This window comes from Streptomyces bottropensis ATCC 25435, assembly GCF_000383595.1.
Lineage (GTDB): Bacteria > Actinomycetota > Actinomycetes > Streptomycetales > Streptomycetaceae > Streptomyces > Streptomyces bottropensis.
This window is the reverse complement of sequence record NZ_KB911581.1, coordinates 6,183,514-6,206,748: the sequence shown is the minus strand read 5'-3', so window position 1 is coordinate 6,206,748 and position 23,235 is coordinate 6,183,514. Positions and strand designations below refer to the sequence as shown.

The 23,235-nt window shown below is 71.8% G+C and carries 18 protein-coding genes and 1 pseudogene; 5 read left to right on the top strand and 14 right to left on the bottom strand.

Going from position 1 to position 23,235, the window contains the following annotated elements; all coding sequences use genetic code 11:
• Positions 1-108 precede the first annotated feature (108 nt).
• Positions 109-1,191 carry a mechanosensitive ion channel family protein gene (locus tag STRBO_RS0127705; protein WP_005484483.1) on the bottom strand — a complete coding sequence of 361 codons (1,083 nt, stop codon included), beginning with the start codon at positions 1,189-1,191 and terminating at the stop codon, positions 109-111.
• 322 nt (positions 1,192-1,513) lie between these two features.
• The gene (locus STRBO_RS0127700; RefSeq protein ID WP_005484481.1) at positions 1,514-2,476 is read right to left on the bottom strand and encodes a lysylphosphatidylglycerol synthase transmembrane domain-containing protein; all 963 of its coding nucleotides are present in this window, start codon (positions 2,474-2,476) and stop codon (positions 1,514-1,516) included.
• Between the two features lie 174 nt (positions 2,477-2,650).
• Here STRBO_RS0127700 and STRBO_RS0127695 point away from each other — a divergent pair, with 174 nt between their 5' ends.
• A complete protein-coding gene (locus STRBO_RS0127695) occupies positions 2,651-4,543 on the top strand; it encodes an ABC transporter ATP-binding protein (protein ID WP_005484478.1) in 1,893 nt (630 codons plus the stop codon).
• A 136-nt stretch (positions 4,544-4,679) separates the two neighbouring features.
• Here STRBO_RS0127695 and STRBO_RS40655 read toward each other — a convergent pair.
• The 4 genes and pseudogenes from STRBO_RS40655 to wrbA form a co-directional block, all read right to left on the bottom strand.
• Positions 4,680-5,196 (bottom strand): annotated as a pseudogene (locus STRBO_RS40655) (metallophosphoesterase); the annotation flags it as partial.
• Between the two features lie 79 nt (positions 5,197-5,275).
• A complete protein-coding gene (locus tag STRBO_RS0127685) occupies positions 5,276-6,766 on the bottom strand; it encodes a peptide ABC transporter substrate-binding protein (protein WP_005484474.1) in 1,491 nt (496 codons plus the stop codon).
• A 40-nt stretch (positions 6,767-6,806) separates the two neighbouring features.
• Positions 6,807-8,012 carry a 3-hydroxybenzoate 6-monooxygenase gene (locus STRBO_RS0127680; RefSeq protein WP_005484473.1) on the bottom strand — a complete coding sequence of 402 codons (1,206 nt, stop codon included), beginning with the start codon at positions 8,010-8,012 and terminating at the stop codon, positions 6,807-6,809.
• A 243-nt stretch (positions 8,013-8,255) separates the two neighbouring features.
• Entirely contained in the window at positions 8,256-8,870 is a 615-nt protein-coding gene (wrbA, locus tag STRBO_RS0127675; RefSeq protein ID WP_005484471.1) for an NAD(P)H:quinone oxidoreductase, read from the bottom strand.
• 290 nt (positions 8,871-9,160) lie between these two features.
• On the opposite strand from wrbA, the gene STRBO_RS0127670 reads away from it, so the two are divergent.
• Positions 9,161-10,072 carry a shikimate dehydrogenase gene (locus STRBO_RS0127670; RefSeq protein ID WP_020115172.1) on the top strand — a complete coding sequence of 304 codons (912 nt, stop codon included), beginning with the start codon at positions 9,161-9,163 and terminating at the stop codon, positions 10,070-10,072.
• On the opposite strand, the gene STRBO_RS0127665 is transcribed toward STRBO_RS0127670, so the two are convergent.
• Positions 10,052-11,263: an IS701 family transposase gene (locus tag STRBO_RS0127665; RefSeq protein WP_005484468.1), complete on the bottom strand. Its 1,212-nt coding sequence runs from the start codon at positions 11,261-11,263 to the stop codon at positions 10,052-10,054. The genes STRBO_RS0127670 and STRBO_RS0127665 overlap by 21 nt on opposite strands.
• A gap of 206 nt (positions 11,264-11,469) precedes the next feature.
• On the opposite strand from STRBO_RS0127665, the gene STRBO_RS0127660 reads away from it, so the two are divergent.
• The gene (locus STRBO_RS0127660; RefSeq protein WP_005484466.1) at positions 11,470-12,192 is read left to right on the top strand and encodes a ScbR family autoregulator-binding transcription factor; all 723 of its coding nucleotides are present in this window, start codon (positions 11,470-11,472) and stop codon (positions 12,190-12,192) included.
• 931 nt (positions 12,193-13,123) lie between these two features.
• On the opposite strand, the gene STRBO_RS0127655 is transcribed toward STRBO_RS0127660, so the two are convergent.
• Complete coding sequence (locus STRBO_RS0127655; protein ID WP_028796879.1) at positions 13,124-13,777, bottom strand: ScbR family autoregulator-binding transcription factor; 654 nt, start codon at positions 13,775-13,777, stop codon at positions 13,124-13,126.
• A 176-nt stretch (positions 13,778-13,953) separates the two neighbouring features.
• Here STRBO_RS0127655 and STRBO_RS0127650 point away from each other — a divergent pair, with 176 nt between their 5' ends.
• Positions 13,954-14,955 (top strand): ScbA/BarX family gamma-butyrolactone biosynthesis protein, encoded by a 1,002-nt coding sequence (locus STRBO_RS0127650; RefSeq protein WP_005484462.1) that lies wholly within the window; start codon positions 13,954-13,956, stop codon positions 14,953-14,955.
• Between the two features lie 195 nt (positions 14,956-15,150).
• Here the strand turns inward: STRBO_RS0127650 and STRBO_RS0127645 are convergent, their stop codons facing one another.
• The 6 genes from STRBO_RS0127645 to STRBO_RS0127620 form a co-directional block, all read right to left on the bottom strand.
• Positions 15,151-15,924 (bottom strand): glucose 1-dehydrogenase, encoded by a 774-nt coding sequence (locus STRBO_RS0127645; protein ID WP_020665621.1) that lies wholly within the window; start codon positions 15,922-15,924, stop codon positions 15,151-15,153.
• Positions 15,925-16,002: 78 nt separating this feature from the next.
• Positions 16,003-16,707 carry an HAD family hydrolase gene (locus tag STRBO_RS0127640; protein WP_005484459.1) on the bottom strand — a complete coding sequence of 235 codons (705 nt, stop codon included), beginning with the start codon at positions 16,705-16,707 and terminating at the stop codon, positions 16,003-16,005.
• Between the two features lie 30 nt (positions 16,708-16,737).
• On the bottom strand, positions 16,738-18,768 hold the full coding sequence (locus STRBO_RS0127635) for a phenazine-specific anthranilate synthase component I (protein WP_005484457.1): 2,031 nt from the start codon (positions 18,766-18,768) through the stop codon (positions 16,738-16,740).
• On the bottom strand, positions 18,765-19,442 hold the full coding sequence (locus STRBO_RS0127630) for an isochorismatase family protein (protein ID WP_005484455.1): 678 nt from the start codon (positions 19,440-19,442) through the stop codon (positions 18,765-18,767). Before STRBO_RS0127630 ends, STRBO_RS0127635 begins: the two co-directional genes overlap by 4 nt.
• Before the next feature lie 168 nt (positions 19,443-19,610).
• Entirely contained in the window at positions 19,611-20,393 is a 783-nt protein-coding gene (locus STRBO_RS0127625; protein ID WP_005484454.1) for a 2,3-dihydro-2,3-dihydroxybenzoate dehydrogenase, read from the bottom strand.
• Positions 20,394-20,466: 73 nt separating this feature from the next.
• Positions 20,467-21,705, bottom strand: a complete 1,239-nt coding sequence (locus tag STRBO_RS0127620; RefSeq protein WP_005484452.1) for a 3-deoxy-7-phosphoheptulonate synthase — start codon at positions 21,703-21,705, stop codon at positions 20,467-20,469.
• A gap of 664 nt (positions 21,706-22,369) precedes the next feature.
• Between STRBO_RS0127620 and STRBO_RS0127615 the strand changes: the two genes are divergently transcribed.
• Complete coding sequence (locus STRBO_RS0127615; RefSeq protein ID WP_005484450.1) at positions 22,370-23,179, top strand: dimethylarginine dimethylaminohydrolase family protein; 810 nt, start codon at positions 22,370-22,372, stop codon at positions 23,177-23,179.
• Positions 23,180-23,235: the final 56 nt, after the last annotated feature.

The following is a 23,235-nucleotide window of genomic DNA, read 5'->3' as shown; positions in this document are numbered from 1 at the left end:
GGGCTCACCACGGATCTTTCCCGCCCCCGTCAAGGACTCGGGGCTGCGTCCCGGACCCCGGTCGCGCGCTCCCCGCGCCCTCGAAGAGGGGCGCGGGGAAGCGCGCGGCTACGGGGCGACCTCGATCGAGGACTCCCGCTGGTGGGGGATCTCCACGCTGCCGCCGCCCGTCTGCAGGGTGATCGCCCGGCGCGGCACCGGCACGCTGATGCCCTCGGCGCGGTAACGCTTGTGCAGGCGCTTGATGAACTCGTGCTTGATCCGGTACTGGTCGCTGAACTCCCCGACCCCGAGGATCACCGTCATCCCGATGCGCGAGTCGCCGAAGGTGTGGAAGCGGACGGCGGGCTCGTGGTCGGGGACCGCGCCGCCGACCTCCTTCATGGTCTCGGCGATGACCTCGTTGGTGACCTGCTCGACATGCTCCAGGTCGCTGTCGTAGCCGACGCCCACCTGTACGAGCACGGTCATGTCCTGCTCGGGCTGGTTGAAGTTGGTCATGTTCGTGCCGGCGAGCTGGCCGTTGGGGATGATCACCAGGTTGTTGGAGAGCGACTTGATCGTCGTCTGCCGCCAGTTGATGTCGACGACATAGCCCTCCTCGCCGCTGCTCAGCTTGATGTAGTCACCCGGCTGGACCGTCTTCGAGGCGAGGATGTGGATGCCCGCGAAGAGGTTGGCGAGGGTGTCCTGGAGGGCCAGGGCCACCGCGAGACCGCCGACGCCCAGTGCGGTGACCAGCGGGGCGACCGGTATGCCCAGGGTCTGCAGGATGACCAGGCAGCCGATCGCGAGGACCGTGACGCGGGTGATGTTCACGAAGATCGTGACCGAGCCCGCGACCCCGGCCCGGGACTGGGCGAGCGAGCGCACCAGACCGGCGATCACCCGGGCCGACGTGATCGTGGCGACCAGGATGAACAGCACCGTCAGGGACTGGTTCACGTTGTGCTGCACGGTCTTGGTCAGCGGCAGCACCGCCGCCGCGGCCGCCGCGCCGCCGACGAACGCGCTCCAGGGGACCAGGGAGCGCAGTGTGTCGACGATGACGTCGTCACCGCCCCAGCGGGTCTTCGTCGCGTGACCGCCGAGCCAGCGCAGCAGCAGCCGCAGCAGGAACGCGGCCAACAGGCCCGCGGCCAGGGTGATTCCGGCCACGAGGTAGTCGTCGAGGGTGAGGGCCCGGGTCATCGGCCGCCTCCCGAGGGACGCGGGGAGCGGCTCCAGAGCCGTATGTGATGTGTCGTCACCTTGCCACCTGCTCGAAATCGAGATGCACGATCAGCGCCTGCCCGGACGCGTGTACGCCGTCGGGCGCGACCGCTCATCCTGCCGCATCCCCACGGCTGATCGGCACCGGACCTGCGCGGATCGGCCGACGACCGGCCCCGCGTCCCCGGGATTGTCCGGATGTGCACCGTGGTACGGCCGCCTCCCGTACCGGGATCGCCCGCATCCGCTCCCCGGGCCGGCTCGGCCGACATCCGGCCTCTCGCCCCCGTCCCACCCCCCGTCAGATCACCTTCAGCCGAACCAGCGCGCCGAGCGTCAGCGCGCCCGGCAGCAGGGGGAGCCAGACCGTGATGACCCGGAACGTCAGCACCACCGCCGTCGCCACGGCGAGCGGGCCGCCGGCCGCGACCAGGGCGACCACGAGTGCGGCCTCCACGGTGCCGAGACCGCCCGGAGTCGGTACGACGGCGACCGCGACCGTGGCCGCGAGATAGGCGAGTGCCATGTGCGCCACCGGCACGCGAAGCCCCAACGCCAGCCCCACACTGACCAGTACGCCCGCCTGGAGGGCCGGGAACGCGAGCGAACCTCCCCAGAGCGCCAGGACGCGCGCCGGCCGGGTGTGCACCGCGCGGGCCTCGCCCAGCGCCGTGCGCACGAAGCCGAACACGGCCGTGCGCAGGCGTCGTACGAGCAGAACCACAGCCACGGCGGCGCACGCGACGGCAACTGCCGTGACCAGCAGGGGAGTCGACGTACCGGCAGGAAGGAGCGGGCCGAGCCGCAGCGCCCGGGGGAACGCCAGCAGCAGGGCCAGCAGCAGGCCGACGCGGGCGACGGACTCGGCGAGCAGATACAGCGCCAGCGCCGCCGAGGAGCGCGGCAGTGACACCCCGCACACCGTCATGAACCGCAGGTTCACCGCGCTCGCCCCCAGCCCGGTCGGCAGCAGATGGTTCGCCGCGCCCGCCGCGAACTGGGTGGCCAGCAACCGCCCCGCCGGCAGCCGCTCGACGAGCGCCCCCTGCCGGGTCACGGCCGCCGCCACCCAGGTCAGGCAGGTCGCGCCGACCGCCGCGGCCAGCCAGGGCCGGCGTGCCGACGCCAGCTGGGCGAGGCCCTCGACGAGAACGGCACGGTGCCGCACGGCGACCACCAGCACCAGGGCGAGGGGCAGCAGGCAGAGGATCCGCCGTACCGGGACCCGCCCGGCATTGCGTCGGGGGAGTGGTATCGCTGTCACACCGGAAGAGGTTCTCCGTGCCCGGCCAACCGGGGGTTGCGGGCGCGCGTACGGCGGTCGACCGGCGGCGGACTTCCCCGCGCCCGGGTCCGCCGTCCCCACTCGCGCCCCGGCGTACGCCGACCCAGGCTTGACCTCAAGCTAGGTCGAGGTCCTAGCGTCCTTCGTATGAGTATGGAGACCACCGCCTGGACCCAGCTGCAGGGCCTGATGACCGCCCGGCAGCACAGCCGCCCCTTCGCCCGCGCGACGCTACGGCGTATCGGCGCCTTCGCCCGTCCACATCGTCGCCGTATCGCGTGGTTCGTCGCCCTCAGTGTCGTGACCGCGCTGCTCGCCGTGGCGACGCCGGTGCTCGCGGGGAGCGTCGTGGACGTGATCGTGTCCGACGGCGACGAGGCACGCGTCGTCCGCCTTGCCGTGCTCATCGCGCTCATCGCGGTCGCCGAAGCGGCGCTCGGACTGCTCGGCCGCCGCCTGTCCGCGACGCTCGGCGAGGGACTCATCCTCGATCTGCGGACCGCTGTCTTCGATCATGTGCAGCGCATGCCGGTCGCGTTCTTCACACGTACTCGTACGGGAGCGCTCGTCAGTCGTCTCAACAACGACGTCATCGGCGCACAGCGGGCCTTCAGCAACACCCTGTCCGGAGTGGTGAGCAACGTGGTCACCCTGCTGCTCACCCTCGCCGTCATGCTCACGCTCTCCTGGCAGATCACCCTCCTGTCCCTCGTCCTGCTGCCCGTCTTCGTGATCCCCGCCCGCCGCATGGGCCGCCGGATGGCCCGGCTCCAGCGGGAGGCGGCCGACCTCAACGCGGCGATGGGCACCCGGATGACCGAGCGTTTCTCGGCGCCCGGCGCCACCCTCGTCAAACTGTTCGGACGGCCGGACGACGAGTCCGCCGAGTTCGCCGAGCGCGCCGCCCGGGTCCGGGACATCGGCATCCGTACGGCGATGGCGCAGTCGGCGTTCATCACCGCCCTCACCCTCGTCTCGGCCCTCGCGCTCGCCCTGGTGTACGGCCTCGGCGGCTGGTTCGCGCTGCGCGGCACCCTGGACGCGGGCGCGATCGTGTCCCTGGCACTGCTGCTGACCCGGCTGTACGCGCCCCTGACCGCGCTGGCCGGGGCACGCGTGGAGATCATGAGCGCCCTGGTGAGCTTCGAGCGCGTCTTCGAGGTACTGGACCTCAAGCCGCTCATCGAGGAGAAGCCGGACGCCCGCGAGGTGCCCGAAGGCCCGGTCGCCGTGGAGTTCGACGACGTCCGCTTCGGCTACCCGTCCGCCGACAAGGTCTCCCTCGCCTCCCTGGAGGAGGTGGCCTCCCTCGACACCCGAGGCGGCACCGAGGTCCTGCACGGCGTCTCCTTCCGCGCCGAACCCGGCCAGACCGTCGCCCTCGTCGGCTCCTCCGGCGCCGGCAAGTCGACCGTCGCCCAACTGCTGCCCCGGCTGTACGACACGGACGCGGGGGCCGTCCGCGTCGGCGGCGTCGACGTGCGCGACCTCAGTACGGCGTCACTGCGCGGCACCCTCGGCATGGTCACCCAGGACGGTCACCTCTTCCACGACACCGTGCGGGCCAACCTGCTCCTGGCCCGCCCCGACGCCACGGACGACGACCTGTGGGACGTCCTGCGCCGGGCCCGCCTCGACGACCTCGTCCGCGCCCTGCCCGACGACCTCGACACCGTCGTCGGCGAACGCGGCTACCGCCTCTCCGGCGGCGAACGCCAGCGCATGACGATCGCCCGGCTGCTCCTGGCCCGCCAGCGCGTCGTCATCCTCGACGAGGCCACCGCCCACCTCGACAACACCTCGGAGGCCGCGGTCCAGGAGGCCCTCACGGAGGCACTGGAGGGGAGGACGGCCGTGGTCATCGCCCACCGTCTGTCGACCGTACGGACGGCCGACCAGATCCTCGTCGTCGAGGCCGGCCGGATCGTGGAACGCGGCCGGCACGAGGAACTGCTGGCGGCGGACGGACGGTACGCGGAGCTGTACCGGACGCAGTTCGAGAAGACGGCGGAGCCCGAGGTGGAGGCACCGGTCGGCGCCGTGTAGGACCGGCGCGGTTCCCCGGGGTTCAGCCCTCGACGCCGGTCGCCGTATGGGCGGCGCCGACCGGCTTGGACTCCGTCGTCCCCCGGCCGGGGCAACGGCCGTTGGGACCCTCCTGGGACGTGGTGCGATCCGGGTGCACCGGCTGCCGGTTCACCGCGAAGGCGCGCCGGACGACCGGCTGGGCGACATCGCGCACCCGCATCCCACCGCTCGTGATGCCGTGCTCGGTTTCCAGGTGGGCATGGCCGTGGACGGCGAGGTCGGCGCCGGACCCGTCCACCGCCCCGGCCGGCGGACCACTGCCGAGGAAGGGGTGGATCTCCAGCGGCGCACCGACGAGCGTGTCCGGTACGGGCGAGAAGCGCGTGAGCGCGATCCGCACCGCGCAGCCGTACCGCGCCAACGCGTCGAGGGCTCGGCGCAGCCCGTCCGCGAGCCCCCGGGTGCCGCGGACGAAGGCCTTCATCTCCGGTTCGCCGAACTCGCTGCCGCCGCGCCCGGCGAAGCCGCCGCCGAACCCCCTCGTCCCGGCGCCCCCGACCCGTACGCCGCCGACCCGGACGACGGTCCGCTCACCCTCCGGGACGGTCACGCCGGCGTCCCGCCGCACGGCCGTCACGCCCTCGGACCGCGGCGTGGTGGTCGTGGCCGGACGTGCGGGCACGGACATGCGAGAGGCCCGCCGTCGCGGCCGGGCCGCGGTGACGGGTCTCGCGCGAGGGGGTCAGCCGGTCAGTCCTCCAGCGTCACATCGAACAGATCCAGCTGCAGCAGCGGAGTGACGGTGACGTTCCTGGTCCGGGTGGACCAGCCCGACTCCACCTTCTGGTACCACAGCGGAATCGCCGGCATGTCCTGCAGGATCTTCTTCTCCGCCTGCTGGTAGAGCGCCCAGCCCTCCTGCTCGGTCGGGGCGGCGTCCGCCTCGGCCAGCAGCGCGTCCACCTCCGGGTTGGAGTAATTGGAGCCGTTGACCGCCGCGCCCGTGCGGAAGATCGGGTTGAGGAAGTTCTCGATGGACGGGTAGTCCGCGACCCAGCCGGAGCGGAAGACGGTGGTGATCTTCCGTTCGTTGATCAGCTTGCGGAACTCGCCGAAGGTCGGGACCGGCGCGTACCGTGCCTCGACGCCCAGGGCCGCGGTGATCGTTTCGCAGGCCGCGTCGATCCACACCTGGTTGGCCGAGTCGTCGTTGGAGGTCAGCTCGATCGGCCCCTGGAAACCGGACGCCTCGAACAACGCCCTCGCCTTCTCCGGCTGATAGGTGCACAGCTCCCCGCCGGCCCCGCCGCCGTACCCGGGCACGATCGGCGGCACCAGCCCGTCGGGGAGCATCTTGTCGCCGTCGAACGCCTTGTCGATCACATACTGCCGGTCGATGGCCATGGAGAGCGCCTGACGCAGACGCGGGTCACCGAAGCGCTCGTCGTGCATCGGGAACGATATCGACTGCACGCCCATGTACGGCTTGGAGACGCAGCGCCCGGCCAGCTCCTCCTTGTACCGGCCACCGTCGAGCGCGTCCGCCGGGACGAAGTCGAGATAGTCGAGCTTGTTCGCCACCACGTCCGCGTAGGCGTCCTCCAGCATCCGGTAGAACCGGAACTCCACGCCGTCGACGTGCGGTTTGCGGACTCCGGCGTAGGCGTCGTAGCGCGTCAGCAGGATGTGCTCCCCGGCGGTGCGCGAGGCGAAGCGGAAGGGCCCGTTGCCGATCGGGTGGGCCTCGAACGCCTCGCGGTCGGAGAAGAACGCGCGCGGCAGCGGGAAGAACGCGGTGTACCCCAGCTGGGTCACGAACGCGGAGAACGGCGCCGACAGGGTCACCTCGAAGGTGCTGTCGTCGATCACCTTCAGGCCCGACAGTTCGTCCGTCGATCCGCTCTGGGTCGCCTCGTAGCCCTGGATGTGGGAGAGGTACTCGGCGCCCTGCAGTCCGTTCGGGCCGTAGGCGGTGTAGTTCCAGGCGTCGACGAAGCTCGCGGCGGTGACCGGGGTCCCGTCGTGGAACGTCCATCCCTCGTGCAGGGTGATCCGGTAGACCCGGGAGTCGGCCGAGTCCATCGACTTCGCCACCGCCGGGCGGGGTTCGGCCGTGTGCGGGTCGTACTCGACGAGGCCGGTGAACAGGGCGTTCACGATCTTCACGCTGTCGCGCTCGGTCGCGTCGCCCGGCACCAGCGGGTTCTCCGGTTCGGTGCCGTTCCAGCTGATGATGTTCATACGGGTGCGTCTCCTCATAGGTGTTGTCGGGTGGCGGTGCTCAGCCGGCCGCGTACGCCGGACGCGCGTCCCGGGCGCCGGACCGGGCGCCGTGCAGCCACTCGACCCGGTCGTGCAGGTCCCGCACGGACAGCGCGCCCAGATCGGTGTCGCGTCGCCGGGCCGCCTCACCCGTCGCGTGGTAGAGCCGACGGCCCATCTCACGGGCGGTCAGCTGGGCGGCGGCGGTGCGGTCGCGCCGTTCGTCGGCGAACTCCTCGAAGTGCCGCTCGAAGTCCGCCTCCTCGGTGCCGATCAGGTCACCGAGGACCACCGCGTCCTCCAGGGTCTGGCAGGCGCCCTGGGCCGCGTACTGGAGCATGGGGTGGGCCGCGTCGCCGACGAGGACCACCCGTCGGTCGGTCCACCGCCGGACCGGGTCGCGGTCGCAGAGCACCCACGAGCGCCAGTCCTCGCCGAGGCCGAGCAGCCTGCGGGGGGTCTCGCCGAGCCGGGGGAACGCGGCGAGCACCCTGGCACGGGACACGGGGGTGCCCGTCACCTCCTCCGTGGCCCCGTCGTCGACGGTGGCGGCCAGGTTCAGGAACCTGCCGTTGCCGATGGGGTAGTGGACGAAGTGCCGGTCGGGACCGGCCCACAGGGTGACCGTGTTCCAGCGCAGTTCCTCGGGTACCGCCTCCATCGGGATCACGGAGCGGTAGATGGTGTGCCCGGACACCCGGGGGCCGCCGTCCCCGACCAGCTGACCGCGCACGGCGGAGCGGATGCCGTCGGCGCCGATCAGCGCCGCGCCGCGCACCCGTTCGCCGGAGGCCAGGTGCACGGTCACGCCCGCGTCGTCCTGCGTGTAGTGCGCCACCCGGGCGCGGGTGCGCAGCCGGACGGCGGTCGAGGCCCGGCAGGCCTGCAGCAGCGGGGCGTACAGGTCGACGCGCCGGACCACCGCGTAGGGGTTGGCGAAGCGCCGGCGGTACGCGTCGTCGAGCGGCAGGCCGGCGATCCGCCTGCCCGTGGTCCCGTCCATGAGGCACAGCTCGTCGATGTGGACGGCCCGGGCCCGGACCGAGTCACCGACGCCGAGCCGGTCGAGCGCGTGGAACGCGTTGGGCGCCAACTGGATGCCCGCGCCCAGCTCGGTGAAGTCGCTGCGGCCCTCCAGCACCAGCACCCGGTGGCCCTGGCGGGCGACGCTCAGCGCTGTCGCCAGCCCGCCTATGCCGCCACCTGCGATGATTATCTGCGCCATCTCGCTTCCCGACTCCCTGGTCGTGGCGGTTCGTTCGGTCCTGCCCGGGCCGGCGACGCGAGCGGTCGCAACGGCGGGGAAAGGCAGTGCCGCTGCTCCGGAACGCTCGCGGAATTCCCGCTTCTCACAGCGGAATTCGCGCTTTTCACGCCCTCCCGCCGTCGATCGGCGGGAGTTCGCCCGGAACGAGCGCGGGGCATTCGCGTCACTCGACCGAATTCCCGCGCCCGTGGCGGCTTCGGATCACAGGGCCTTGAGGCCGATGTTGAGTGCCGTCGCGATCTCGACCGCGCGGCGGGCCTGGAAATCGATCGCATCCAGCTTCTCCTCGCCCGGAGCGGTGGTGTCGTGCGACACATGGCTGGTGCCGTACGGATTGCCGTTGGCGGCGGCGAACTGGATCGGGTCCGCGTAACCGGGGGCGACGATGATGGCGCCCCAGTGGTAGAAGGTGTTGTTCAGCGCCAGCAGGGTGCTCTCCTGGCCGCCGTGGGTGGTGGAGGTGGACGTGAACGAGGAGACCACCTTGTTCACCAGCCTGCCCTGGTTCCAGAGGTCGCCGGTGCTGTCGATGAACTGCTTCAGCTGGGCGGCCGGCAGGCCGAACCGGGTGGGTGTGCCGAACAGGAGGACGTCCGCCCACTCCAGGTCCTCCAGCGTCGCCCGGCCGACGTGGGCGGTGGCGGCGAGGTGCTCTGCCCATTCCGGGCTCGCGGCGACCACGGACTGCGAAGCGGTCTCCTCGACCCTGCGCAGGCGCACCTCGGCGCCGGCCTTCTCGGCCGCCACGGCGGCCGCCTCGGCCATCGTGTGCACATGACCGGTGGACGAGTAATAGATGACGGCGACGTTGGTCACGATCAGAACTCCAATTCGCAGGGGCTGCCGGACGGGGCGAACCGATTGAGCGGGCCGCGCAGAAAGGACTCTTCCGCGACGGCCGGTGCGACGGCGAACAGGCGGCCACGATTTCGTCACCTTGCGGGTCGGAAGAAGCGCGGCCCGGCCACAGGAGGGAGAAAAGGCCGTGCGCGATCCGATTCACCGCCGGTCTATGTCAAGTCGGCGCGCCACCGGGGCGATCCGGCTCCTAAGCTGTCCCGATATCCGAAATCCACCCTCCGACGCGGAAGGAGCGTCAACGATCCATGTACACGGACCGAACCCCCGTGGGCCGGACGCCGCCCGCGGACAGAAGGGGCAACCGCGTGGCGGTGCTCGGATCGCCGGTGGGCCGCTCCCTGTCGCCCACGCTGCATCGAGCCGCCTACGCGGCGATGCGACTGCGCTGGGACTACGAGACGATCGACTGCGACGCATCCGCCCTGCCGGCGCTGTTCGACTCGCTCGGCGACGACTGGGCCGGGCTCTGTCTGACCACTCCGCTGAAGCGGGCCGTCCTGCCGCTGGTCGACGAGGTGTCGGATCTGGCCCTGGACGTGGGCGGCGCGGACACGGTGGTCCTGCGGGACGGCCGGAGTTTCGGTGACCACTGCGGCGTGCACGGCATCGTCGCCGCCCTACGGCAGGCCGGGCTCGGCGCGCCGGGATCCGCCGTGGTGCTGGGTGGCGGAGTCGCGGCCTGCGCGGCGCTGGCCGCCCTGCGGGAGGTGGGCGTCAGGGAGCCGGTCGTCGTGGTGCGCGAGCGCGGTCACGCCAGGGAGACCGAGGCGGCGGCCGGACGGCTGGGCGTCTCGGTCGACCTGCACCGCTTCGAGGAACTGGGCCGGCTGCTCCGGGGTGTCGCAGTGGTGGTCTCCACCCTGCCGGCCGGCGCGGCCGACGCCCTCGCCCCGACGGTCGCCCGCTCCGGCGCCGCCGTCCTCGACGCGGCGTGTTCGGCCTGGCCGACCCGGCTGGCCAAGGCGGCGGGTTTCGTCGGCGGCACCGTCGTCCACGGACTGTCTCCGCTGTTGCACCGGGCCGAGCGGCAGATCGAGCTGCTGACCGGTCTGACCGATGTGCCGGTCGCGGCGATGCGCGCCGCGGCCCATGCCGAACTGGTCCGGCGAGCCGGCCTGTCGGCCGGGCCCGCCGTCTCAGGCGGACAGTTCGTGTGAGACGCCGGGGCGCTGCCGGCGTGCCGAGGACAGCACCAGGATCGCGTGCGCCACGGAGCAGAGCGTCACATGGCGGTGCCAGCCGGCGTAGGAGCGTCCTTCGAAGTCGCGCATGCCGACCCGGGTGCTGACCTCCGAGAAGTCCTTGCTCGCCCGCCGGGTCAGCCGTCCCAGGCGCAGCAGCGCGGCAGGCGGCACGTCCACCAGATTGGACAGCCAGAGCTCGGGCGATCCGCCCTTCTGCATCGGCCATCCGCCGACGAGTGTCAGCGCCTGGTCGGGTTGTGCGGGCATGCCCGGCCTGCGGGCCGCCGGCATGGTCACCCTGGTACCGCTCACCAGAACCGACCGGGTTATCGAGTACTCCGGGTCGACCCAGCAGACCGGCTTGGACAGCTTCTTGCCCCGCTCGACCAACTGCCGTGCCTGGAACAGCTGTTTCCCCGAACCGGACTGACCGGGATCGAAGCCGAGCACCCGGGTCGCCCCGTCGACACGCATGACGAACGGGATTCCGCGGCGCGTGATCTCCTCCAGCAGGGCGGGGGAGTCCAGGGTGCGGGCGTCCAGGACGACCGGCCGACGCCGTAACCCCCAGGCCGCGTCGGCGAGTTCGGCCGCGGTGTGCACCGCGCCCGCCTCCACGCTCATGGCCGTGGCGTCGTCCGGGATCCGGGCCCGCCGTCTGCGCTCCGCGTTCTCCAGCCACTCCGCGGGCAGATTGAGGCCCCAGTTGACGGGCACGCTCAACTGCTCGTTGGCCAGGGAGACCCCGTAGGCCTGCTGGCTGTTGACGACCCGTCCGAGGTCGAAGCGGAAGGACTCCTCGACCCCGACGGAGTGCGCCCCGGCCTTGGGGATGGCCATGGAGCCGATCACCCACGCCTGCGGCAGCAGGACCCGGTCCAGATGGCGGGCGAGCGCTTGCCGTACGGGTGCCCACGCCCAGGAGGAGTCACTGATGAAGTGGTGCAGACTCTGTTCGGCGGCGCCGTGGTCGGTCACGGCGGCCAGGGCGCGCATGGACTTGCGGCCCGGCACGGACAGCAGTCCGGAGACGTACCACTCACCCCTGGTGCGCTGGTCACGTCGCTTCAGTGAGGCCAGCATCCGCCGGCAGAACTCGGTGACGAAGTCGTCCGCGACGTCTCCCCAGGTCTGCGCCAGGTCATCGCTCTCCACGCCTTCCATGGCTCTCCCTCCCTCTGACGGGCGTCGACAGACCGACCATACAATACCGGACGGTTGGTTTTCTATACTTCGTCATGTCGTCTCGTCCTGCAAGCGGTCTCGGCTTGAGGCAATAATATACCGCACGGTTGGTTTATTGTGGGGCTGTTCACCGGCTGCACTCTGGCGCGGGCCCGAGGCGAGATCGCCGTGACGAGGGAGAGGTCATGCCACGCCAAGAGCGAGCCGAACGCACGCGCGAGCAGATCGTCCGGGCCGCGGCCGTGTGCTTCGACACGAAGGGCTTCGGGACGACGAGCCTGAGCGACATCGTGGAGACGGCCAAGGTCTCCAAGGGGGCCCTGTACTTCCACTTCACCTCGAAGGAGAAGCTGGCCCAGGCCGTCGCGGCGCGGTCGAGCGCGGATTGGCGGATCATCCTCCGGGCGGCCAGGGCACCCGGCGGTCCGGTGCTGCAGGTGCTGATCGACACGACGCACGGCCTGGCCCACCGGATCAGGCACGACGTCGTGTTCCGGGCGGGTCTGCGGCTCTGCGACGAGCGCCGGCCCGGTGGGAGCGGCCACCCCGGCGCGTACCCGAGTTGGCGGCGGGCCGTGGCGCTCGTGCTCGCCCGGGCCGGCCGCCGGGGCGAATTGCTGCCCGGTCTGGACCCGCGGCAGGCCGCCCGCATGCTCACGGCGGCCACCGCCGGCGTCGAGATGCTCTCCCGCCAGGACCGGAGCTGGCTGGCCGCGGCGACCGTCACCGGCGTATGGGAGTCCCTGCTGCCCGCCCTCGTGCCGCCGGAGCGGATCGGCGACCTGCGCCCCTCCGGGCGACCCACGCTCCCGGCCCCGCGCGGGCCGTCACCACGGGGCGCCGGACCGAGAGAGCGCGGGCGCCCGGGGGAACGGGCCGGCGCGCCGGGGCGGGCCGGCGTGGGCTGAGGGCCCGTGCGGGGGCGGTGCGGGGCAGGACGGTGCGGGGCTGGACGGTGCGGGGTGCGGGCCCGCGCGCTGTTCATCGGCGCCGGGCGTGTGTCCCGACTCGGCCCGGCCGGTGTGGGGCCAGCCGCCCGCCGTTGGTCGGGGCGGCGAGGTCTCACGGGGTTCTGGGTGGCGCCGGGGGACGGGAACGGCCCTGGTGATGGGGTGTGCCGACGCGCCTGGCGGGTTGCCGGGTCGGTCGGCGGTGGGGTGGGGCGGCCGCTGCTCGGTGTCGGCGGGGGTCTCGCGCCGCTCGGTGGAGGGGTGGGGCCCGTGCGACGGCCGGTCGCGGTGGGGGAGGGCTCCCGTGCTGCTTCGTGGGGGTGCGGCCAGGATCAGGCGGCTTCCGCTCGGGTGTCGGCGGGGGTTGCCTTGTCTTGCGTGAGTGCGTGAGTGCGTGAGTGCGTGAGTGCGTGAGTGCGTGAGTGCGTGAGTGCGTGAGTGCGTGAGTGCGTGCGTGCCGGGACCCGTGCGCCGGTCGCTGCGTGGTGAGCGTCCCCACCCGCTCGGCCGGGTCGGTCGAGAGCGCGGCGGCTACCGATCGGCCTGGCCGGGGGTTCCGTCCGCTGGGCCGTGCGAGCCGGCCCGTGCGCCCGCTCGTCGTGGCCAGGTGAGCGCCCCCGCGCCGCCCTGTGCGTGGGATGACGCCGCCCGGCGGCAGCTCCGGGGCGCCCGAGATCCCCGCGTCGCCACCGACGTATGCAGGGACTCGCGGCCCTGGCCGAAGGAGGCTGGGCGCTCTCGCCGAACGAGGTCGGGCGGGTGGCCGCCGCTGCCGCTGGTGCGGGCGGGGCCGTCCTGGTGGGGTGAGTGACCTGCTGCGCCCGCCCGCCCGCGCGGGCTTGATCGAGGGCCCGCGCGTCGCTCGGTGTCGCTGCGAGCCCCGCGGTCACTACACGGCGGCTGCCTGCTGTGCCTGCTGTGCCTGTTGCAGGCGGGCGCCGCGGTCGGGGGCCGTGTCGAGGCGGGCGAGGGCGGCCGGGATGGCGACGGACGGCAGGATGTGCTTCCACATCGCCGACACCCGCGTCTCCAGATCCAGCAGGGCCGAGCTGATCTGGGAGAACGCCTGGATCCCGGTGAAGGATCCGACGATCAGCTCCGCCGTCTCATGGCAGTCGACGTGCGGCAGCACCTCGCCGTCGCGCCTGGCCTGCTCCAGCAGTTGCTCGCACACCTTCGCCCAGGACAGGAAGGGGCTGTCCGACGCGAAGTCGATGGACCCGCGCTCCAGCGCCAGACGGCTCCCGGCGCGCAGCATCGCGTCGTTCGGCAGTGCGTGGGCGACGGCCATGGTCAGGTCGATCACCTCCTGCAACTTGGACGTCTGGGGTGACACGTGCAGATGGAGCGTCTGCTCCTCCAGCACGCCGCGCGCCAGGTCCTCCTTGGACGGGAAGTGGAAGTAAAGGGCGCCCTTGGTCACCGACACCCTGGACAGGATCTCCTTGATCGACGCCGCGTCGTAGCCCATCTCGTCGAAGACCAACGCCGCGCCCTGCAGGATGAGCCGCCTCGTCTCCACTGCTCGCGCCTGCTGTGCCATGCGGTTTCTCCTGTGCTCGAGTAATGCCACCGCCGACCGGAGCGGTACTCGGAACGGCCGGTACGACAACTTATCAAGTCGGTGCCCTCAGACGATGGAAAAAAACCGGCTGACCTGTATTGTGATGGAGCCGACAGGGGTTCGAATCTCCTTTTGGGGGGGACATGTCCGTATCAATGCTTGAGAACGACGTGGAACTGGAAGCCCCGCTTCCGCTGCTCGACCGGCCCAACAGCTCCGATTCCAGCTCCAGGATCTTCATCCCGGCACAGAGAGGGCAGCAGCCCAGGTTCACCACCACGGTGCCCAAGGAGTACGTCCACCGCGCCGCCGTGGCCGAGGTGCTGCTGACGGGGTGGCAGCGCCTGGACGACACCCGCTTCGTGGCCTCCGCGCAATGGCCGCGCGCCCACAGCTACTTCACGTCCTCATGCGGGGAGCACTACGACCCGACGCTGGTCGCGGAGACCATCCGCCAGGTCGGCACCCTGCTCTCGCACGCCGAGTTCGGTGTTCCGCTCAACAGCCACTTCATCCTGAACGGCCTCGAATACACCTGTGACCCCGAGCAGTTGAAGATATTCGGGACGCCGGCCGAGCTGTCGCTGTCCATCACCACCGCGAACGTCCGGCACAGGGGCGGGCAGTTGGCCGGGGTGGACTTCCACGTCGAGATCATGCGCGACGGCCGGCCGGTGGGCTCGGGCGTGGCGAAGGCCAGCATGCTCCGGCCGCAGGTCTACAGCCGGATCCGCGGCGAGCGGCTGACGCCGGACGCCCGGACGCAGACGCCGCTGGCCGAACCGGTCGAGCCCGCGCTGGTCGACCGCCGTTACGCCCCGGACGTGGTGCTCGCCCCGGGGGACGCTCCGGGCCGGTGGCTCCTGCGGGCGGACCAGCGTCACCCCATCCTCTTCGAGCACCCCAACGACCACATCCCCGGGATGGTGCTGCTGGAGGCCGCCCGGCAGGTCACGCGGGTCCTCGTCCCCGGCAGCACGGCCATCTCCACCGAGAACTCCTTCGAGCGGTACGTGGAGTTCGACACGCCCTGCCTGATCGAGGCGGAGGAGTGCGAGTCGACCGATCCGGCGGTCAGGGTCGTGTCCGTGCGGGCCGTACAGGACGGTCGTACGGCGTTCACCAGCACCATCGTCCTTGCGGTGCCCACCGCGTAGACCGGCGCCTGGGGGGGCGGGCTCGCCCGGCGCCACTGCGGCGGCGGCGAGCACCGGACGCGAGCGACGTGGGCAGCGCGAGGAGCACGGCGAACGCGATGAGCACGATGAATACGAGGACGCGAAGGGCGAGACGAACGCGAGGAGCACGACGAACGGGGTTCCGCACCACGCGGAACCCCGTTCGTCGTCCGGTCAGAGGATCGTGAACCCGCCGTCCACCGGCAGGATCACACCGGTGGCGAACGAGGAGCGGTCGCTGCACAGCCAGGCGGCCGCCTCGGCTATCTCCTCGGGCTCCGCCGTGCGCGACTGCGGGGTGAGCTGATGGAGCATCGGCTCCACGCCCGGGTTGTCGCGGAACCAGTCGTCCACCATCTCGCTGCGCGTCGTCCCCGGAGCCACCGCGTTGACCCGGATCCCCTGGCCGGCGTACTCGGCGGCCGCCGCCCGGGTCAGACCGACGACCGCGTGCTTGGACGTGACGTACGGCGCCGCGACCGGCGTCGCCACCAGGCCGCCCACGCTGCTCGTGTTGACGATGGAGCCGCCGCCCGTCTCCAGCATCGCGGTGATCTCGTGGCGCAGGCAGTTCCAGACGCCGCGGACGTTCGTGTCCATGATCCGGTCGTATGTCTCGTCGTCCATCAGATGGAGCGGGGTCTGCTCCACTCCGTATCCGGCGTTGTTGAAGGCCACGTCCAGCCGCCCGAAGTGCTCGACGGCAGCCCGTACCGCCTCCGCCACCTCGGCGCCGTGCGCCACGTCGGCGACCGCGTAGCGGGCCTTGTGTCCCTCGGACTGCAAGGCGTCGACCAGGTCGGCCAGTTGTCTCTCCCGTCGGGCGACGAGCAGCACACGGGCGCCTTCACGTGCGAAGACCCGGGCGGCGGCGGCACCGATGCCGCTGCTCGCACCCGTGATGAGCGCCACCTTGTCGGCGAGAAGTCCGTTCCCTGAAGATGTCATGCCCACTTCATAGCGCAATGGGGACGTCACAGAACGGAATCGCGTCTATCAATTGGTCGAAGCCGCAAGATACTTCGTTTATCGGTCCTGCCAGCAGGTCCCGTCCGCCGCCTCGGCGTCCAGGGTGCGCAGCAGGTCCACCCCGATCTCGGCCGGTGACCGCACCAGATGCCGTACGCCCACCGCGCGCATCGCCTCCCGCTGGAAGCCGTGCTCGAAGTCGCTGGGGCTGCCGACGAAGGGCACCCCGAGACCGCGGGCCGTCTCGGCGACCCGTGCCACGTCGTCGATGACGAGCACCTGGTCGGGCCGGAGCCCGAACGTCTCGGTGACGAGCTCGCGGATCCCGGGGCGGTAGGCGTCGGTGCACACGTACCCGGGGTCGTCGAAGAGGCCGGCGTGCTCGCCGAGAGCGCTGTCGAAGTGGGAGCGGTCGAGGCCGCCGTAGCAGACCGTCCGCAGTCCCGAGGCGCGGAGCAGTCCGACCATGGCGAGCGCTCCGTCGAGAATCCGCACCCCGTGACGCTCGACGTACTCGGCCCGTTCGCGGAAGTACACCTCCAGGACCTTCTCCGGGGACCAGGCCACGCCCGCCGCCTCGGCGATCACCCGCGCGGCCTCGGCCTGCCGTTGGGAGAAGATCCGCCGTTCCAGCTCGGCCGTGTAGACACCGCCACGGCTGACGATGAAGTGGTGGATCACCGGACTGAACGTGTCGTTCAGCATCACCCCGTCGATGTTCACCGCAGCCGCACGCAGATGCCGGAGCCGTCCGCCCGTCATGCCCTTCCCCCTTCAGTCGGCGGGGTCATCCTAGTGAGCGGGGGCGTGAAGATCCCGTCGTTCCGCGCGCGGGCCGGTGCGGATCCGGTCCGGACGCGAGGGGCGCTCCTCCAGGAGGGAGGTGAGCAGATCGGCCATGACGCTCAGGCCGTTCTGGCTGAGCACCGACTCCGGGTGGAACTGCACCGAGCGGAAACCCGGCCCGCGCAAGGCATGCACCTGGCCGTTCTCCTGGTCCCGGCACACCTCCACGGCGTCCGCCACCCCGGGGGCGACGATCAGATCCGTGTCCGCGCGGGCGGCGAAGGTGTTGTAGAAGCCGACCAGTTCGAGCCGGCCGAACAGATCGATCTTTCTCTGCACCCCCTGGTCGGGGTGGTCCTTGCGGACCAGGTCGAGGCCGAGGAGACCGCTCAGTACCTGGTGGCTCAGACACACCGACAGAAACGGCCGCCCCTCGTCCAGCAGCCGGCGCGTGAGCGCGCGCAGACGGGCGATCTTCGGGTGCCGCGTCCGCCTGGGGTCCCCGGGCCCCGGCCCGAGCACGACGAGGTCGTAGGCGTCGGGGTCGTACGCGTCGTCGAAGCGGCGCACGGTCACCACCGGTCCCAGCGCGCGCAGTTGGTGGTCCCACATCGCGGTGAAGGTGTCCTCCGCGTCCACCACCAGCACCCTCCGGTCGACGAGCGCGGGCACCGGGTGGGCCCTCGGTCCGGTGTCCCCGAGCCAGAAGGAGGAGAGGGCGCTGTTGCGCTGTCGCAGAGCGGCGAGGACGTCGGGATGCCGGGCGAACGACGCCGGCCGCGAACCCGGACCCGCGGGCGGTGCGGTCGGCTCGGGGCCGGGCGCGTGACCGAGGGCGGACAGCAGTCCTGCCGCCTTCGCCCTGGTCTCGGCCGCCTCGGCCCACGGATCGGAGTCGCGGACCAGGGTGGCGCCCACGCCGAGGGTCATCCGGCCGGCCGCGTCGATGACGGCGGTCCTGATCAGGATGGAGGAGTCCAGCGTACGGCCGCCCTCGGCGTCGCGGCCGATGAGCGCCAGCACACCGCTGTAGTAGCCGCGGCCGTGCGGCTCGAATCTGCGGACGACCTTGGCCGCGCTCTCCAGCGGACTGCCGGTCACCGTCGGCGCGAACAGGGTCTCCCGCAGGACGTCGCGGACGTCGGCGGTCGCCCGGCCCTCCACGACGTACTCCGTGTGCGCCAGACCGGCCATCTCGACGAGACGCGGACCCTTCGCCCGGACCCCGAAGTCGCTGACTCGGGCCATCATCTTCAGTTCCTCGTCGACGACCATCGACAACTCGTCGGCCTCCTTGGCGTCGGCCAGGAAGGACAGCACCCCGGTCAGCGTGGGGCCCTGTGCCGGGTACCGGTAGGTGCCGCTGATCGGGTTCATGACCGCGACCCCGTCCGACAGGCTCAGATGCCGCTCCGGGGTCGCGCCGACGAACGTCCTGCCGCCCGCGTGGACCACGAAGGTCCAGTACGCCCCCCGCTCCCGCTCCAGCAGACGGCGGAAGACCGCCAGGGCCAGCAGTGGCGAATAGTCGGAGATGTCCGCGACGAAGGTCCGTCTGACCACGAAGTTGGCGCCCTCGCCGTTGCCGATCTCCTCCTCGACGACGCGGCGGACCAGGTCCGCGTACGCCGCGTCGTCGATGTCGAAGCCACCTCCGGCCAGATCGATCCGGGCGTCCGGCAGCTGCGCCAGTGCCTCGGAGAGCGGGAGCGACTCCTGCGTACGGATCCGCAGCGTGATCACCGGGGCCCCGTCGTCCACCGCCTCGAAGCCGCGCTCGGAGAGCTGCCGGTAGGGGATCACGACCAGTACCTCGTGCTCCGCGCGCCCGGTGCCCGGGGCCCGGCCGGCGGTGTCGCTCCGCAGGGGGATGTCGGCCAGGCGTGACACCTCGGCCGAGTCACCGACCAGCACCTCGATCCGGTCGGCGGGTCCGATCCGCGGCCGGTGCAGCAACGCGAACTCCGGGTGCGGCGCCGCCAGGATCCGCCCGAGCGGCGATGCGGCGTACGGGTCGTCGCGCACTGCCTGCGTCATGGCGCCGCCTCCTGTCGGACGTGTCCGCCGTCCGTCACCGGGGAGAGCCGGTCGAGGACGGCCGCGGTCGTCAGCGTCATCGCGCACCGCTCGGCCGCGTAGCGCAGGGCGAACCGGTGGTGCTCGGGCGTGAAGTCGGCGACGGCGTCGGCGACGAGGAACGACTGGATGTCCGAGGCGAAGGCGTCCGCGCTGGTCATGAGGATTCCGACATGGGCGTACACACCGCACACGATCAGCTGGTCGCGCCCCCATTCCCGCATGGACGCCAGGAGCCGGGTGCGGTGGAAGGCGCTGTAGCGCCACTTGGTCAGCACCAGGTCGCCCGTACCGGGCCGGATCGGGTCGACCACCTCACGGTGCTCCCGCGCGACGGTCATCCCGGAACCCCAGAAGTCCCGCAGCAGGCCGCGCTGTTGCTCCGTCATCCCGCCGGGCTGGGTGGTGTAGGCGACCGGGACGTCGAGCGCCGCGCACCGCTCCCGCAGGGCGGTGACATGGTCGACCAGTTCCGTCACCGGCGACCGGCCGGCGGGGAAGGGCTCGACGAAGTACTTCTGCATGTCATGGATCAGCAGGACCGCCCGCCGCGGGTCCACCGTCCACCGGACGGTGTTCCGCGGCAACTCGTCCTCGGTCGGCATCGGGTAGGCCGTGATGGCCGGGATTCCCATACGGGAACTCCTCTCTGGGAGCCGGTGCGGCCCCGGGGACGGCGGGTTGCGGACGCGCACACCACCCCGCGCCCCCGGGGCCTTTGTGATGGATCGCCGCGGCGTCGCGACACCGCCTCGAAGGCGACGGCCGACGCGGGCGCTGTGCGGGGACTTCGGAAAGACCCCCTAGTGACCGAGCGCCGCGCCGCCGTCGACGGTCAGGTCCTGCATCGTGATGTGGGCGGCCCGGTCGGAGAGCAGGAACACCACCGCGTCGGCGATGTGCTGGGGCCGTGCGATGCGCCCCAGCGGGATGCCGACGCGGAACGCGGACGCGACGCCGTCGATCGACGCCCGTTCGGCGCCCTCGTCCCAGAGCGCGGTCAGCATCGGGGTGTCGGTGGAACCGGGTGCCACCACGTTGCAGCGGATACCGAAACGCGACACCTCCAGGCCCAGACACTTGGTGAACATGGTCGAGGCGGCCTTGGACGCCGCGTACGCGGCCATGTCCACCCGGGGGGTGCCGGACGCGTTGGACGCCACCGTCACGATGGCGCCCCGCCGGCGTTCGATCATGCGGCTGACCACGGCGCGCGAGACATGGAAGACACCCGCGGTGTTCACCGCGAAGGTGGCCGCCCAGTCCTCGTCGGTGAGGGCCCACGTCCGCCCCGGCCGCAACACGCCTGCACCGTTGACGAGGTGGTCCAGCGGACCGAGGCGCCGTTCCACCAGTTCGACGACGGCCTCGACGGCGGCGCTGTCCGTCACGTCGGCGGGGAACGCCTCCGCCCGCCCGCCCGAGTCCCGCACCCGTGCGGCCAGTTCCTCCAGCCGGTCCGCGTTCCGGTCGAGCATCGCGACCACGGCACCGTGCGCGGCGAGGGTACGCACCACGGCCTCGCCCATGCCACCGGCTGCCCCCGTGACCAGGGCGACCCTGTCCTCTATTCCATCGACATCCATGACGAATCCAAAGATCGACGACGATCGGCCACGGCCGACCAGGGGTTTCGCGGTGGGACCGGAACGCGGCGCGTCAGCGCAGCAGCGACCGGCCCTGCCAGGCGGCGGCGACCTCCAGTGCCTGCGCCGGATTCAGCCGCGGATCGCACAGACTCGTGTACCGGTCCCCGAGGGATTCGACGGATCGCGCGTCGTCGACGCACTCGACGACGTCGTCGGGGGTGGTCTCCAGATGCAGACCGCCCACGACCGCGCCGGCCTCGTCGATCGCCTTCTGGAACTCCCGCACCTCACGGATCACGCTCTCCACGAGCCTGGTCTTCAGGCCGCCCGGCCCGCTGATCGTGTTGCCGTGCATCGGGTCCGACAGCCAGACCACCGGGTGCCCCGCGTCGCGCACGGCCGCGGCCATGGCGGGCAGCCGGTCGGCCACCGCGTCCGCGCCCATCCTCGCGATCAGGGTGAGACGGCCCGGCTCGCGGTCGGGGTCGAGCCGTTCGCACAGGGCCAGCAGGTCCTCGACCCGCATGTCCGCACCGACCTTGGAGGCCACCGGGTTGGCCACGGACGCCAGCAGCGCCACATGGGCACCGTCCAACTGGTTGGTGCGGTAGCCGATCCACGGCCAGTGGGTCGAGGCGAGATAGCGCCGGCCTGTCTCGTCGTCGCGGATCAGCGGCGCCTCGTAGTCGAGCAGCAGCGCCTCGTGGCTGGTCCACACCGGGGTGACGAAGGCCGGGGGCTGCAGGGCGATCCGGGACCGCAGCGCCTCCATGGCCCGGCTCGCCGCGTCGTAGCCCGAGCGCAGCCGGCGCGGGTCGGGGCGCCGTGACCGCGCGTCCGGCTCGGGGCCGTTGACCATGTGGCCCCGGTAGACCGGCAGTTCGACGCCGTCCACCAGCTCGGTGGGGCGGGAGCGCGGCTTGGCGAACTGGCCCGCCATCCGGCCGACCCTGAGCGTGGGCAGCAGGGTGTTCATGGACATCACCCCGGCGAGCGCCTCCAGCAGCGCCACCTTGCGGGTGACATGGCCGGGCTCGCACTCGGCCGGGTCCTCCGCGCAGTCCCCCGCCTGGACCACCTGGAACCGTCCGGCCACCACCTGGGCCAGCAGGCCGCGCAGTTCGGCCACCTCCCCGGCGGTCACCAGCCCCGGCCGGTCGGCGAGTTCGAACGTGACTGTGGCCAGGAGGTCGAGGTTCTCCCATTCGGGCTGCTGCCGTGCGGGCAGGGCCCGCCAGAGCTCCCCCCGGTCCTCCAACAGGGCCGGCCCGCCTGCGGCCGGTCGGGTCGCGATCGCGTCGCTGGTCACCAAGAACCTCCGTGGTCGTGAATGGTTCACCGTCTCTGAGAGGGCGTGTCCGATACGCCGCACCGCTCCCCGCGCCGCGCGGACGGCTGACTCTCGCCGAGTGCGCTGTCGTGGCACGGGCGATCAACCGCGCGGCGGTCGACTCCGCCGGTTTCCACGGGACTTCGTCGTACGCCGGAAAGCGAAGCCGTTCGGAACCGACGCCTTGAATACTCCGCGACCGGCGACCGGCCCGATCCCCTTCTCCGGAAGTGCCGGGCGGACTCCGTCAAGTCCGTACCTTTCGCGCGCGCCGACGCCCCTGCCCGTGCTTCGCGCGCGCCACGTCGTCGCGCGCGTGTTCCCGCAGGCCCGTGACGGCGGACGGACGGAAGAGGCCCCCGGCGGCGAAGGAACGGACGCCAGGCGGCGAATGAACAGACCCCCGGCGGCGATTGAACAGACCTCCGGCGGCGAAAGAACGGACCCCGCCGCGGACTTGATTGCTTTCGCCGTTCAAAGCTCCCGGTCAATTCGGCCTCCTGTTGGACTCGGAGGTACGCGGACGCCGATCACCCCACGAGGACCGGACCGAACACACCGTCGACCTGGTCCGACGCGGACGCGCGAGACGTACGGGGCCCGGCCGACCGGGCCGCTCCGGCAGACCACCAGAAAGGGCACCGTGAACAGCGAACTGCTTGTATCCGACGTGAGCCACTTCCGGGTCGACTACGAGATCAACCCCTACATGGACACGGCCGTCCAGCCCGACATCCAGGCGGCGCACGCCGAGCACCAGGCCATCGTGGCCGCGCACCTCGCGGCCGGCCGCAAGGTGGAGTACGTGCCTTCCGCACCCGACTGCCCGGACATGGTGTTCACCGCCAACGCCGCCGTCGTCCGCGGCGAGCGGGCCCTGCTCGGCAGCCCCCCGCCCGAACGCAAGGCCGAGGTGCCATACTTCGCGGAATGGCTGGCCGACCGGGGGTTCGAGGTCATCGAGGCGCCCTACGCGTTCAGCGGGCAGGGCGACGCGCTGGCCTACGGCGACCAGCTGCTCACCGCGTACGGCCAGCGCACCGACGAGCGGATGCTCCGGGTGCTGGCCCGCGAACTCGACTACGAGGTGGTGCCGCTGCGTACGGCGGGCTGCCGCTGGTACGACCTCGACCTGGCCGTCGGTGTCATCGCCCCGGGCCTGCTGGCGTACTGCCCGGACGCCCTCGACGCACCCAGCCTGCGGACCCTGCGCGGCCTCGGGGCCGACCTGGTCGAGGTGTCCGCCGAGGAGGCCGCGAGGTTCGCGCTGAACCTGGTCAGCGACGGCACCACCGTGACCATGACGCGGGGCGCGCCGCTGCTCGCCGCCGCACTGCGCGACCGAGGCCTCGACGTGGTCGAACTCGACACGACCGAACTGGCCAAGGGCGGCGGCGGGGTCCGCTGCACCGCCCTGACGCTCGACAACCCGCCGGCGCGGCAGGGTTCATGATGTCGGGGCCGTGCGCACCGGGGACCGGGTCCGCACGGCCGTCCGCACGGCCGTCC